This is a genomic window from Micromonospora sp. NPDC049240 (genome assembly GCF_040647835.1).
In the GTDB taxonomy this organism is placed as follows: Bacteria; Actinomycetota; Actinomycetes; order Mycobacteriales; family Micromonosporaceae; genus Micromonospora.
In genome coordinates this window covers 113,413-127,421 of sequence record NZ_JBEZCX010000020.1, presented here as the reverse complement: position 1 = coordinate 127,421, position 14,009 = coordinate 113,413, and the positions used below count along the sequence as shown (strand labels likewise).

9 protein-coding genes and 1 pseudogene are annotated in these 14,009 nt (G+C 75.4%); 2 read left to right on the top strand and 8 right to left on the bottom strand.

The genetic code is table 11. The features are described 5' to 3' along the window. Positions 1–216, bottom strand: a pseudogene (locus AB0B02_RS26535) (hypothetical protein); the annotation flags it as partial. 7 nt (positions 217–223) lie between these two features. On the opposite strand from AB0B02_RS26535, the gene AB0B02_RS26530 reads away from it, so the two are divergent. After that, on the top strand, positions 224–1,399 hold the full coding sequence (locus AB0B02_RS26530) for a hypothetical protein (protein ID WP_357304639.1): 1,176 nt from the start codon (positions 224–226) through the stop codon (positions 1,397–1,399). Positions 1,400–1,516: 117 nt separating this feature from the next. Here the strand turns inward: AB0B02_RS26530 and AB0B02_RS26525 are convergent, their stop codons facing one another. Continuing rightward, positions 1,517–4,384, bottom strand: a complete 2,868-nt coding sequence (locus AB0B02_RS26525) for a BTAD domain-containing putative transcriptional regulator (RefSeq protein ID WP_357304636.1) — start codon at positions 4,382–4,384, stop codon at positions 1,517–1,519. Positions 4,385–4,569: 185 nt separating this feature from the next. Here AB0B02_RS26525 and AB0B02_RS26520 point away from each other — a divergent pair, with 185 nt between their 5' ends. Next, a complete protein-coding gene (locus tag AB0B02_RS26520; protein ID WP_357304633.1) occupies positions 4,570–5,424 on the top strand; it encodes a hypothetical protein in 855 nt (284 codons plus the stop codon). 114 nt (positions 5,425–5,538) lie between these two features. On the opposite strand, the gene AB0B02_RS26515 is transcribed toward AB0B02_RS26520, so the two are convergent. From AB0B02_RS26515 to AB0B02_RS26490, 6 genes are all read right to left on the bottom strand, one after another. Further along, on the bottom strand, positions 5,539–6,516 hold the full coding sequence (locus AB0B02_RS26515; RefSeq protein WP_357304630.1) for a hypothetical protein: 978 nt from the start codon (positions 6,514–6,516) through the stop codon (positions 5,539–5,541). Between the two features lie 178 nt (positions 6,517–6,694). Further along, a complete protein-coding gene (locus AB0B02_RS26510; protein ID WP_357304627.1) occupies positions 6,695–9,640 on the bottom strand; it encodes a tetratricopeptide repeat protein in 2,946 nt (981 codons plus the stop codon). A gap of 67 nt (positions 9,641–9,707) precedes the next feature. Further along, entirely contained in the window at positions 9,708–11,786 is a 2,079-nt protein-coding gene (locus AB0B02_RS26505; RefSeq protein WP_357304624.1) for a 2-oxo acid dehydrogenase subunit E2, read from the bottom strand. After that, on the bottom strand, positions 11,783–12,688 hold the full coding sequence (locus AB0B02_RS26500) for a thiamine pyrophosphate-dependent dehydrogenase E1 component subunit alpha (protein ID WP_357304621.1): 906 nt from the start codon (positions 12,686–12,688) through the stop codon (positions 11,783–11,785). The genes AB0B02_RS26505 and AB0B02_RS26500 overlap by 4 nt, the downstream gene beginning before the upstream one ends. Beyond that, entirely contained in the window at positions 12,685–12,918 is a 234-nt protein-coding gene (locus tag AB0B02_RS26495) for an acyl carrier protein (RefSeq protein ID WP_281939165.1), read from the bottom strand. The genes AB0B02_RS26500 and AB0B02_RS26495 overlap by 4 nt, the downstream gene beginning before the upstream one ends. Before the next feature lie 76 nt (positions 12,919–12,994). After that, entirely contained in the window at positions 12,995–14,005 is a 1,011-nt protein-coding gene (locus AB0B02_RS26490; protein ID WP_357304617.1) for a 3-oxoacyl-[acyl-carrier-protein] synthase III C-terminal domain-containing protein, read from the bottom strand. Between the last annotated feature and the right edge of the window lie 4 nt (positions 14,006–14,009).

Below are 14,009 nucleotides of genomic sequence, written 5' to 3'. Positions count from 1 at the left end.
GACAAGCCCCAGCGGATCCCCGTCGACCAGCCCCAGCGGATCGACAAGCCCCAGCGGATCCCCGTCGACCAGCCCCAGCGGATCGACAAGCCCCAGCGGATCCCCGTCGACCAGCCCCAGCGGATCGACAAGCCCCAGCGCCTCACCGTCGACCAGCCCGAGCGGATCGCCGACGGATGGTCCGCCGCCCACCGACCCGCCCACCGATCCGCCCACCGGCCCGGTGGACCCGCCGCCCAGCCCGACGCCCGGCCCGCCGTGTCCGGGCAACGCGGCCGACGAGAGACTGGGCGAGGCGCGCAAGGACCGCTACTGCCCGCCGAACCGCAACCCTGCCCAGCCGGTGGTGCTCGTGGCCACCGGAGACTCGGTCACCTCCGCCCACCTGCAGTTCATGAACGCGTTCCCGATGGGCGCCTGCGTGGGCAACACGAGAGCCGACTTCCGCGGCATGCCCGGCAACGACATGCTGTTCAGCTACGCCGGCAAGTACGCCGTCAATCGCAACCAACGGGTCGTCGAGTACTACAACTTCGCCCGCACCGGCTACGGCACCCAGCAGATCCTCGGCGCGGCCCCGGGACACCAGGACGCCTGCCAGAACCCCTGGGCCCGGAACTGGCCCCCCGTCGACCTGGCCACCCGGGCCATCCAGCAGGCCAAGACCGACCGGAAGGCCGCCTACTTCGTCAGCACCGGCGGAGTGAACAACACCACGTGGACGGGGCTGCTCAAGGCCCTCGCCAGTTGCGGGCTGATGGACCACTACCGCGAACTGATGCAGCGGTACTTCACCGAGCACAAGCTGCCGTTGCAGGCGCAGATGGACTGGTTCGACCGGGCGGGCAACTTCACCGCGAAGGCCAGGGTCATCGACGGCGGCGCGTGTCACGGCAAGATCGTCGGTGACGTCACCGGGATCAGGTACATCCACCACCGGGTCGAGGTGCCCACCTGGGACGGCCCGGCCCTCTACCAGCAGATCAAGGCGGACGTCGAGGAGATCGTCGACCAGGTGCTCGGCGCCGGCGCCGACAAGGTGGTGTGGATGGGCTACTACGACATCAGCCCGGCCCGGTTCGACGTCGGCCGGCTCGCCGAGCAGTACCGGGTGAACCTCGCCCAGGAGCTGCACGGCTACCTGCCGGGTCAGATCCCCTCCCAGGAACGGGACCTGATCGACGACCCGGGCTGGAAGGCGACCGTCGCGCAGTGGACGAACCAGCTCAACCTGGTGATCCGCACCGGGCTGCCGGCGGACAACCCGAGGGTGCGGTTCGCCCCGGCTCCGGCCCTCGGGGTCACCGACCTCCAGAAGACCGCCTTCGGCGGATCCCCCCACCCCAACGAGTCGGGTCACGACAAGCTGGCCGCGGCGCTGGACGCGACCTTCAACTGACCGCTGTTCCGACCCGGTCGGGGCTCGTCACCACCCGGGTGGCGGGCCCCGACCGGGAGGTGGCCGCCGGAAGGCGCCGGACCCGGCGCCACGGCCCGCGGCGACGACGCCGCGACGCTAGATTTCGCCGACGCCCGCCGACGCCACCGGGACGGCCGGCGCGGCCAGCTTCACCCGAGGGCGGTCGGCGTCCGGATGGCGCAGCTCGTCGAAGATCGTCAGCGCCTCCCGCCATGCCCGGCGTGCGGCGTCGACGTCACCGGCGGCCCGCAGACTGTCGCCCAGGTTGTCCAACACCTCCGCCTCGTCGTACCGGTCGCCGAGTTCCCGGTGCAGCGCCAACGCCCGCCGGTAGCAGTCCGCGGCCCGGTCGTGGTCGCCCAGGCCGTGCCGGACGTAGCCGAGGCTGTCCCAGGTCAGCGCCGCGCCGTGCCGGTCGCCGTTCTCCTCGTGCAGCCGCAGGGCGGCCCGGCAGCAGCGCAGCGCCGGCCCCGGCTCGTCGAGCCGGGCGTGCATCCAGCCCAGGTTGTTGAGCGCCTTCGCCTGGCCGACCCGGTAGTCGGCGGCCCGGTACAGGTCGAGGGCCAGCCGGGTCTCGTCGAGGGCCGCCCGCAGCCGGCCCTGCCGCGCGAGCACCCAGCTCACGCCGAGGTGCGTGTGCGCCCGGCCGGTGTCGTCGCCCAACTCGCGGTACAGCTCGAGGTCGCGTCGGTAGTGCCGGTGCGCCGCCTCGTGCTCGCCCGACCAGGTGCAGGCGATGGCGAGCCCCCGGTGCGCCAGGGCCTGACCGGCCAGGTCGTCCCGGCGCACCGCCGCCGCCAGCGCGGTCCGCTGCGCGGCGGCCAGCTCGGGCCAGTGCCCGCTGCGGTCGAGATAGGTGGTGAGGGCCGCCGCCAGCGTCCACGCGTGCCGGTCCAGGCCGATGCCCGCCGCCTGCTCCACGCACGCCAGCAGGACGTGGTGCTCGGCGGCGAACCACGCGGTCGCCCACGCGTGCTCCGGCCGGTCACCCACCGTCACCCCCGGGTCGGGCGGCGGCAGTGCGGCCGGCCGTGCCAGCCGGTACGGGTCGAGCAGGTGGTCGGCCGCGTGCGAGGCGTGCAGGTAGTGGTCGAACAGGCGACGCCGGGCCGCGTCCCGCTCGGATGCGGGGTCGGCGTCGTGGCACAGCTCCGAGGCGTACGCGCGGAGCAGGTCGTGCATCGCGTACCGGCCGGTGGCGCGTTCGGTGAGCAGGTTCGCCCGGGTGAGCCCGGCCAGCAGCGGGCCGACCCGGGCCGGTGACAACCCGGCGAGGCTGGCCACCGCCGCCCGGCCGGCGTCCGGGCCTGGGTGCAGCCCGAGCAGCCGGAACAGCCGGGCCGAGTCGGCGTCCAACGCGCGGTACGACCAGGAGAAGACCGCCCGCACATCGGTCGCGGGGTCGCCGGTGGCCAGCGCGGTGAGCCGGTCCGGGTCGGTGTTCCGCAACTCGGTGGCGAGCGCCGCCAGCGGCACGTCGGGCTGCCCGACGGCGCGGGCCGCGACGACGGCGAGGGCCAGTGGCAGGCCGGCGCAGCGGCCCACGATCTCGTCCAGCGCGGTCGGGTCGCGCCCGGCCCGGCCGCGACCGAGCCGACCGGACAGCAGCTCCCGGGCCTCGGCCGGCGGGAGCAGGTCCAGCGTCACCGGATGGGCCCCGTCGCTGACCACCAGCCCGGTGAGCCGGTTGCGGCTGGTCACCACCACCAGGCTGCTCCTCGATCCCGGCAGCAGCGGTCGCACCTGCTCGTCGTCGCGGGCGTTGTCGAGCAGCACCAGGACCCGGCGGTCGGCGAGCAGGGTCCGGAACAGCGCGGCCTGCCCGGGCAGGTCGGTGGGCACCCGCTGGGGCGGCACGTGCAGCGCCTCCAGGAAGCCGCGCAGCGCCTCGCCCGGCGGCACGGCCCGCCCGTCCAGGTCGAACCCGCGCAGGTTGACGTAGAGCTGCCCGTCCGGGTAGCGGTGCGCGACCCGGTGGGCCCAGTGCACCGCGAGGGTGGTCTTGCCGACCCCCGCGGTGCCGGCGATCGCGGAGATGACCACCGCCCGCCCAGGAGCACGCTCACCGCCGTGCGGGGTCGCCCCCGTCGGTTCGGCGGGCAGCAGCGCGTCCAGTCGGCGCAGCGCCGCCGTCCGGCCGGTGAACCAGGCGGGGTCGCCCGGAAGCTGCGCCGGGGGCGGGCCGGCGGGCGGCGTGGGTGCTGGTACGGGTGCCGGCCCGGCCGGGGTCTCCCCCCGCAGCACCCGCAGGTGAGCCCCGCTCAACTCGGGGCCGGGCTCCACACCCAACTCGTCGACCAGGTGGCGGCGGGTCTCGGCGAAGACGCGCAGCGCGGCGGCCCGCTGGCCGCAGCCGGCCAGGGCGAGCAGGTAGCCGGCCACCAGTGGCTCCCGCAACGGATGCTCGACCACCAGGGGACGCAACACACGCGCGGTCGCGGCGAACCGGCCGAGGCCGAGTTCCACGGCGGCGAGCCGCTCGTACGCGAGCAGCCGCTGCTCGTCCAGGCCGGCGACGGCGTCGTCGACGAAGGCCCCGGCCGCACCGGCCAACGCCGGCCCGCGCCACAGCGCCAGCCCGTCGCGCAGCAGCCGTGCCGCCTCCGCCCGCCGGCCGGCCGCCTCCTCGGCGCGGGCCCGTTCGACCGCCACGGTGAACTCGGCGAGGTCCAGCTCGGTCCCGCGCACGGTGAGCCGGTAGCCGCCGCCCTGGGTCGCCAGCAGGTCGGCCGCGCCCGCGTCCCGCAGGGCCGCCCGGATCCGGGAGACGCAGACCTGCACCTGGGTCCGGGCGCTGGCCGGCGGGTTGGCACCCCAGAGCGCCGACACGAGCTGCCCCAGGGGCACCAGCCGGCCGGCGTTGAGGAGCAGCAGCGCCAGCACCGCACGTTGCTGCGGGCGGTCGATGGGAAGGACCCGCCCACCGGCGGTCACCTGGACGGGACCGAGGAGGGACCACCGCATGGCTTTCCCCGTCAGTCGTGGTCGGACGACCCAGTCTATGGACCGCGTGGCCGACGTGACCGACGACAAGCGGTCGGATAGCGGACGACAAGCGGCCCCGCCCAGGCTCTTCCCAGCCGCCGGGCCACGGGTCCGGCGGGAGGCGGGCCGGCGCGACGCCGGCCGAGACGAACAGGGAGAACGAGATGCGGGTAACCAAGGGACGGGGCGCGCTGACGGTTGCCATGTCGACGGCTGCCGTGGTGGCCGGCCTGGGCTGGGCGGCACCGGCCTCGGCGACGCCGGCGGGGTTGGAGACGGTCACCCAGTCGGTGGCCGAGAGCAGCGCGGACAAGTCGGCGCTCGCGTCCTGCCCGGCCGGCAAGGTGGTCACCGGAGGCGGTGGCTTCCTCACCGCCGGCTCGTCGGCCGACGGACGGGTCGGGCTGGACCGGCTGGAGCCGCTGTCGAACGGCACCGGGTTCGTCGCGACGATGCGGGAGGTGGGCCCGGTCAACTTCGTCGGCGACTGGGGACTCCAGGGCCTCGCCCAGTGCGCCACCGCGCCGGCCGGCTACCAGGTCGTGGCCACGACCGGGGCGGTCGGGACGGCGTTCGTCACGGCGAGCTGCGGGACGAAGAAGGTCATCGGGATGGGCGGGCGGATCAACAGCGGCCTGGGCGACGTCGTGCTCGACCAGGTGGTGCCGTCGTTCGACCTGACGTCGGTGACCGTCCGGGCGGTCGCGGTGCAGGGCACCTCGCCGGCCGGCTGGAGCGCCACCGCGATCGCCGTCTGCGCCACCGCGCCCGCCGGGCTGGAGCGCATCTCCCTGATCGGGACGAGCGCGAGCAACCCGTCCGACAACAGCAACACGGCGTGCCCGGCCGGCAAGGGCCTCTACGGCGCGGGCGCGGACATCAACGCCGGCAACGGCCAGGTGCTGCTCACCGCGGTCAACATCACCGGGGGGAACACCGTGCGGACGCGGGCGGACGAGGACGCCGACGGCTTCGCCGGCTCGTGGAGCCTCAACGCGTACGGCATCTGCGGAAGCTGACCCGTCGGTCGGGGCGGCACGGTCACCGGATCGGGCCACCCCGACACCCGTGCCCCCTGATCCCCGGCGTGCCCCGGGTGGGACCGGCCCGCGGACCGGTCCCACCCGAACGGGTCAGAGTCCGCCCTCGCTGAGCCGCCGACGGTAGCCGCGGGCGCCCTCGGAGCCGACGTTCTCGTTGACGTCCACGCCGCCCGGGTTGGTCTGCACGTGGTAGTACGTGGCGCCCCACAGGTTGCCGGCGACCGAGTTGTCGAAGTGGATCAGGTTGGCGTACTTGTAGCCCTTGTCGTACTGGGAGATGGCGGTGGTGCGGATCGAGTACTCGGTGCCGATCACCCGCTTGCCGGGCCAGATCGAGGCGGCCCGCTGCAACGTCTCGGCGTAGGTCAGCTCGTTGACGTTGCCCTGCTCGGTGAAGCTTCCGTTGCTCGGGTTGCTGTAGAAGTGGACACCGACGAAGTCGCACTTGGCGATCGCGTCCCGGTAGTTCTGGTTGCCGTACCAGTCGTCGGGCCGCACGCCCTTGTTCGGCGACAGGGCGGTGCCGCAGATCAGCGCGCCGGGGAACTCGGCCCGGATGCGGTCGATCGTGGCGCTGAGGCACCACCCGTAACCCCAGATGTCGCTCACCCCGATGTTCGGCTCGTTGCCGAGCTCGATGATGCACTTACCGGCGCCGGACCGGATCCGCTTGTACTCGAAGAACCGCGAGTTCCGGATCTCGTTGACCGCGTTGTTCGCGTCGATCATGGTGTTCGTGTCCCCGGTGACGGTCCGCACGATCAGGTGGTCCGTGGCGCCGCACGCGGTCCAGACATGGTCCGGGTTGGCCGCCCAGCCACCCGCCAACCCCCACCCGGTGACGACCTTGGCGAGGTTGGCCGACTGGTTGGAGATCGCGGTCAGCCAGGTCTGGTAGCCGTCGGTCAGCACCGGGCCGTGCGCCCGGTAGAACGGCGCCGCCGAGGCCGGCTGTCCCGCCCCCAGGTACGCGCCCACGCCGACCGCCGCCGCCGCGCCGCCGGTCAGCCGGATGAGCGAACGCCGGGACAGCCCCCGGCCCGGCCGGTTGTTCTCGTCCTCGTCCACTGTGTCTCCTCACGCATCGATGCGGACGTGGCCCGGGCGGTCGCACCACCGACCGGGCCACGTCCGCGGTCGGCGTACCGATCCCGGTCGCCGCCGGGCCCCACCACCATCCGGCCGGGCCGGTATAGCGGTGGTATACGGGCGTGCTGAGCAGGGCGTACGGGCGGACCGGCGCGACTCAGACGCCGCCCGCGTGGATGGCCGGGGCGGCCAGCAGCCCTCGGGTCCGGTCGACCCACAGCGCGGCTGCCATCCGCTCGAAGATCCGCAACGCCCCGCGCAGGGCGTCGCGGGCCTCGTCGGGCCGGCCCCGCGCCAACTCCAGCCGGCCGATGCTGAACAGCGCGTAGCCCTCCCAGCGGACGTCCCCGCCGGTGCGGAAGACCGCCAGCGCGGCCGTCAACTCCCCGGCGGCCTCCTCGTGCCGCCCGAGCCCGGTCAGCGCGTCGCCGAGACCACGTCGGGCGTACGCCTCGCCGAGCGCGTCCGCGACGTCGGCGAACGCCGCACGGCAGTCCCGGTAGGTGGGCACGGCCCGCGCGAAACGCTCCTGGTCGACCTGGGTCATCCCGAGACCGAGCAGCGCCGCCGCCTCGCCCAGCCGGTCCCCCAGCGCGGCGAAGTCCGCCCGGCAACGCAGGAAGCACTCGGTGGCCTCGTCGTAGCGTTCCTGGTCCAGCCGGATGCTGCCCAGCGTGCGCCGGGCGTACGCCTCGCCGTCGCGGTCGCCGAGCGCGGCGAACGCGCTCAGGCACCGCTGGGCCGCCGCCGCCGCGTCGGACAGCCGGCCCAGGCCCCGGTACCCCACCGACAGCCCTCGCAGCGTCTCCGCCGTGCCGCGCCGGTCGTCACCGGCGACGAACAGCGGCAGCGCGGCACGGTAGCGGGTGATCGCGGTCCGCGCGTCGCCGCGTCCCCAGCCGGCGTCGCCGAGCCCGCGCAGCGCCGCGGCGCGCTGGAGGTCGTCGCCGGTCCGTCCGGCCAGGTCCAGGCAGCGACCGAAGTGGTCGGCGGCCTCGGCGAAGCGGCCCCGGTCCCGGTAGAGGTCACCGAGGCGCTGGGTGAGCGCGACCTCGACGGCGACGTCCCCGGCGCGGCGGGCCGCGTCCTGCGCCAGCTCGTGGGTGGTCCGCCAGGCCTCCCACTGGGAGCGTTCCTCCAGGAACCGGGTCAACGACCGGGCCAGACGCCAGGTGACCGACCAGGCGCCGGCCCGGTGCGCCTGGCGGACGGCGGCCACCAGATCGGCCTGCTCGGCGGTGAACCAGCTCCGCGCCTGCTCGGCGTCCGGGCCGGTCAGCGCCGCGGCGGCGCGTTCCGCCGGCGTCAACCAGGCCCGCAGCGCCGAGCCGACGGCCGACCGCCGCGCCGGTTCGGGCTCGGCGGCGGCCATCTCCGCGGCGTAGACCCGAAGCAGGTCGTGCAGGCGGTACCGGTCACCGGCGGACGACTCCAGAAGCTGGGCGTCGACAAGCGACTCCAGCAGCCGTTCCGCGCCGGTCGGCGTGGCGCCGAGCAGGGCGGCGGCCAGCCACGCGGTGACGGTCGGCTGGTCCAGCAGGGCGAGCAGGCGGAACGCGCGGCGGGTGTCCGGGTCCAGGCCGTCGTAGCTGAGCTGGAAGCTGGCCCGTACGTCGAGGTCCCCGGCGCGCAGTTCGTCGAGCCGCCGCCGGCTGTCGGCCAGGCGCCCGGCGAACGCGGCCAGTGTCCAGTGCGGACGGGTGGCCAGTCGGGCGCCCGCCACCCGCACGGCCAGCGGCAGCCGGCCGCAGAGCCGCACCACCGCCGCGGCGTCGGCCGGATCGACCCGCGCGCGGTCCCGGCCGGCGGCGGTCAGCAGCAGCGTCACCGCCGCCTGCGCGTCCAGCACGTCCAGCGGCAGGTGCCGGGCGCCGACCAGGCCGGCCAGCGGGGTGCGGCTGGTCACCAGCGCCGCGCAGCCGGCGCCGCTGGGCAGCAGCGGGCGGACCTGCCCCTCCCCGGCCGCGTCGTCGAGCAGCACGAGCACCCGGCGGTCGGCCAGCGCGCTGCGGTAGAGGTGGACGCGCTCGTCGAGGTCGCCGCCCGGCGGCGGGGCCGGCCGGCCCAGGGCGCGCAGGAACTGCGCCAGCACGTCGGCCGGATCGACGGGCCGTTCCCCGTGGCCGTGCAGCCGCACATGGAGCTGCCCGTCCGGGTAGTGCGGTCGGAGCAGGTGCGCGGCGTGCACCGCCAGGCTGCTCTTGCCCACCCCGCCGGTGCCGGACACGGCGTGGATGCGCAACGCGCCCGCCGTACCGCTGAGGTGGTGGGTGATCTCCGCTACCTGCGCGGCCCGCCCGGTGAAGTCGGCCAGGTCGGCGGGGAGCTGGGCCGGGCCCGGCTCGGCCGCGCGGTGCCAGGGCAGCCGGGCCCCGAGCGCCCGCAGCGTCGGACCTGGCGCGACCCCGACCTCGGCGGCGAGCAGCCGACGGAACTCCCGGTACGCGGTGGCCGCGTCGGCGTGGCGGCCGGCGGCGAGCAGCCCGCGCAGCTCGTGCTCCCGCAACGGCTCGTGCAGCGGGTGGTCGACGATCAGCCGCCGGGCCCGGGGCAGGACGGCGACCGGCCCGTACAGGCGGGCCTCCACCGCCAGGGACTCGTCGAGCGTGACGAGGCGCCGACGCTCCAGCAGGGTGGCCTCCTCCCGCAGCAGGCCCCGGTCGACCAGGTCGGCCAGCGCGCGCCCCCGCCACGTCGACAGGCCCCGCCGGTAGGCGTCGTGGGCCGCCGGCAGGTCGTCGGCGGCGGCGGCCCGCCGGGCGAGGTCCACCAGGTCGTCGAACTCGGCGGCATCCAGCCGGTAGGCCGCCCGGTCGAGCCGGTAGCCGCCGTTGCGGTGGCTGAGCGCCGTGCCGAGCAGCTTGCGGAGCTGGTGCACGTAGAGCTGGAGGTTCTTGACCGCCGACCGTGGCGGGTCGTCCGGCCAGAGCGTGTCGACGAGTTCGGTGACGGTCGCCGCCCGCCCGGCGCGCAGCACCAGCGCGGCCAGCAGCGCCCGCTGCTTGGGCGGGCCGAGCGGCACCGCGTCGCCCCGGTCGGTCTCGGCGGTGCAGGGTCCGAGGACGCGGACAAGCATGCTGATCACCCCGTCGGAGGCGGTCACCGACCACGCACGGTGCTCCGCGACGCAGTTTAGATCAACTGTCGACGATGCGTCCGGGTCCGCCCGGTCACCGGCGCAGGGCGGCGGCGAGCGCGGCCAGGTACGCGCCGGCCCGCGCCCCGTTGACCAGCCGGTGGTCGTAGGCCAGGCAGAGGTCGGCGGTGGTCCGCTCGCATAACCCGCCGTCGGCGTCGAGCACGACCTCGCGGTGCACGTCGGGCACCGACAGCGCGCAGGTGACACCGGGCGGGATGATCGGCCGGGCGTGGAGCACGCCCGGGGTGTCGTTGAGCGCGACCAGGAAGTTCATGTCGGCCATGTCGTCCTCGCCGAGCCGGTTGCGCAGCGCCCGCATGCGCAGCGCGACCACGGTGTCGGCGAGGTCGCCCAGGTCCAGCTTCGCGGCGTCGCGGATCACCGGCAGGAACAGCCCGGTGCCGACGTCCACGGTCAGCCCGACCGCCGGCTGCGCCGCGTCGCGCACCCGGCCGTCGCCGGTGAGCGTGGCGTACAGGTCGGGGAACCGGTCGTGCAGCGCGGCCACGGCGGCGATGACGAGCTCGGTGAGGCCGACGTCGGCGCCGGTCTCCTCGGCGGTCCGGCGGGCGTACCCGAGGGCGGCCGTCACGTCGACGCGCACCACGGTGAACGCGGCCGGGATCTCCCGGTGCGAGGTCGCCACCACCTCGGCGACGCGGCGTTGCGCCGGTGACAACGGCCGTCCGGCCGGCGACGCCACCGGCGGCCGGGCCGCGGCGGCCGGCCCCGGCGGCGGTTCCGGGGGCGGCGGCGGTTCCGGGGGCGGCGCGGTCGGGGCGGGCGCGGCCCCGACGGGCAGGACGCGGCCGATGACGCCGCCCGGGACGCAGTCCGCCCCGGCGGCCACGTCGTGCCGCAACACGCCGGCGTGCGTCGCGGCCAGTTCCTCGATCGCCTTGGCGGTCTCCACCGCCGCGATCGGCTCCCCGACGCCGACGGTGGCGCCGGCCGGCGCCAGCCACTCCAGCAGCAGGTAGCTCTCGTCGGTCGGGTTGAGCGTGGGCACCCGCACCGGGACACCCGGCTCGGCGGTCCCCGCCGGACGCGACCCGGCCGGCGGCGGGTCGACGCCGGCCGCCCGCGGCGCGGCGGGCCCGCCGGCCGGAATCCGCATGATCCGCTCCAGGATGGTGTCCGCGCCCAGCAGGACCGCGCGTTCCAGGTGCGGGGCGGACGGGATGACCCGGTCGGCGGAGCTGACCAGCTCGACCGGCCGGCGCAGCAGCGGCCACGCCTCGGCGTGCAGCCGGGCGGCGACCTCGCCGCCCCAGGTGCCACCGGCGGTGCTCTCCTCGGCGACGATCACCCCGGCCGCGCCGTCGAGCACGCCGCGCAGCCCGTCCACGTCGACCGGGTAGAGCCGGGCCGGCACCAGCACCTCGACGGCACGGCCCCGCCCGGCGGCGTCCCGCGCGGCGGCGATGGCCCGGTCGGCGACCCCGCCGGGCGCGATGACGAGCGTCGGCGCGGTGTCGGCGGCCGGGTCGTGCACGCGGGCCCAGTTACGGTCCGCGCCCCGCATCTCGACGGCGAAGCGGTCGTCGACGCGGCCGTCGACGTACCGGCGGCGGGTGTAGAGGATCTTGTCCTCGAAGAGCATGGCCGGTTCGCCCCGGCGCAGCGCGGCGGCGAGCACGTCGGCCGCGTCGTGCAGGGGCGAGAGTTCGAAGAGCGCGAGGTGCGGGATGCCGATGAAGTGCTTCTGCACGCTCTGGCTGTGCGTCGCGCCGTAGCCCCGGCCGCCGCCCACCGGGCAGCGGATCACCACCCGCATCGGGGTGCGCTCGCCGTACATGCTGACGGACTTGGTGAGAAAGTTGAGGATCGGGTCGAACGCGAGACCGGCGAAGTCGCCGAACATGATCTCGACGATCACGGTGTCACCGCAGAGCGCCAGGCCACCCGCGACGCCGGTGATGCCGTTCTCGCTCAGCGGCGTCGACAGCACCCGGTCCGGGTACGCGGTGGACAGCCCCCGGGTGACCTTGAACGCCCCGCCGTACGGGTCGGCGACGTCCTCACCCAGCAGCCAGACCCGGTCGTCGGCGGCGAACAGCTCGTGCAGGGCGCGGTTGAGGTTCTCGCTCACCCGTTCGGCGCGGGTCACCCCACGCCGCCGCTCACCAACGGCCGGGACAGCACCTCGGCCGAGACGTCCGCGACCCGCCGCCGGGCCCGCGCGTCCGCCGCCGAGAACTGCTCCGGGTACGCGGTGGCGTAGCGCTCCAGCCAGTCGAGCCGCCGCAGCTCGCGCAGCTCGTCGGCGTCGCGGGAGTCGTCGCCCTTGCTGTGCGGGCCGAGCCGGACCGTGTGCTGCACCAGCACGTGCGGTTGCCGGGTGGCGCGGACCCGCGCGACGTGCGGCGCGGCGCCGGCCCGCACCTCGTTGAGGTCCAGCGAGTCCGACTCGCTGACGGTGATCCCGAACCCGGCCACCCGGCCGGCGATGGTGCCGGCCAACTGCGCGGTGGTCGGGGTGGACTGGGCGATCCGGTTGTGCTCCACCACCACCAGCAGCGGCACCCGCCACAGCGCCGCCATGTTGAGCGCCTCGTAGACCGCGCCCTCGCCCCAGGTGCCGTCGCCGACGTAGGCCGCCACGATCCGGTCCTGCCCGGTGCGGTTGAGGTGCAGCCCGACGCCGACCGCGGCGGGCAGGCTCTCCCCCTGCACCCCGGTGGACAGGAACCCGTCCCGGCGCAGGTGCTGGCTGCCGCCGTGCCCGTGGCACACCCCGCCGTCCCGGCCGAGCAGTTCCGCCAGCAGGCCGTGCGGGTCGGCGCGGTGGGCCAGGTAGTGCCCGTGCCCCCGGTGGTTGCTGAACACGAAGTCCCCGGTCAGCAACGGGGCCAGCGCGACCGGGATGTGCTCCTGGCCCAGGCAGGTGTGGGTGGTGCCGGCGAGGTGGCCGTCGGCGTACAGGCGGAGCAGCTCCTCCTCGAAGCGGCGGATGAGCAGCCCGGCGTCGAGGTCGGCGTCGCCGAGCGGGGACGGCGCGACGGCCGTCATTCCTCGACGCCCCGCCGCGCCAGCAGCGCGCGCAGATCCGCCACCGACCGCACGGCCCGGATCTCCCGCGGGGTGATGGTGACCCGGTAGGCGTCCTCGACCGCCGCGACGATCTGGAGGTGACGCAGGCTCACCCAGGCGGCCGTGGTCGCCGGCCCGGTCTGCGCGTCAACCTCGTCGACCGGCAGCTCCAGCACGTCGGCGACGAGCCGCACCAGCCGACTGGACATGCCGTGTCCCTTCCGGAACGGGTCCTCCGGCGGCAGCGGCGGCGGCGCGCTGGCCCACCGACCGGATGATCGATGCCTATACCGCGACGATGGTACAGGCCCAGTGCATGCCCCGCCCCAGCGAGATCAACGCGACCCGGTCGCCCTCGACCAGCTCCCCGGCGGCCAGCAGGCGGCTCAACCCGAAGAGCTGGTCCGCGGCCCCGAGATGCCCGTGCTCGGCGGCCAACTCCCGGTTGGTCCGGGTCAGTGGCACGCCGTGCGCCTCGGCCAGCGACGCCATGGCCCGCTCGTTGTCGCCGACCAGGATCAGCCGCGCCAGGTCGGCGACCGCGACACCGGCCCGGGCGCAGGCCCGCTCGGTGACCCGCACGGCCCGTTCGTCGAGTTCGCGGGCGAACTGCGCGAACTGCTCGGCGTCGTAGTCGAAGAACTCCATCACGTGCCACCCGTCGAGCGCGGCGGGTGGGTCGCCGCCGGGCCCGAAGGGCGTCGCCGCGCCGCCGCTGTCGAGCCGGTGGAACCCGGCGTAGCGACCGTCGGTCACGGCCTCGGTGGCCAGCCAGCGCAGCCGCGGGTGCCCGCGCCGGGCCACCGTGGCGACCGCGCCGTCGGAGAACACCATCGGCTGGGTGTCCATCCGGTTCCAGTACGCCTCACAGGTCCGGTTCGCGGCCACCACCAGCGCGGTCGCGTACCCCGGGTGGGTGGCGAACCGGCCCGCGACGGTGTCGAGGCTGAGCACGCCGGTGGTGCACGCCTGGGTGAGCAGCACCGCCTCGGCGTCCACCAGGCCGAGCCGGTGCGCCAGGTCGGCGGCGGCGTCCCAGTAGAGGTGTTCGGTGACGTCGGTGACGGCCAGCACCAGCAGATCCACCTCGGCGGCGGGCAGCGCGGCGGCGGCGAGCGCCCGGCGGGCGGCCCGTTCGGCGAGGTCGGTCACGCCGACCTGCGGCGCGGCGCGGTGCACCTGCCGGTAGCCGTAGCCGAGGACCCGTTGCACGTCGTCGGTGTACTCCCCCACCACGTCGGCCACCGGCGCCGGGTCGCCGAGCGCCTCCCCGAAGGACACCAGCCCGAAGCTCATGTTC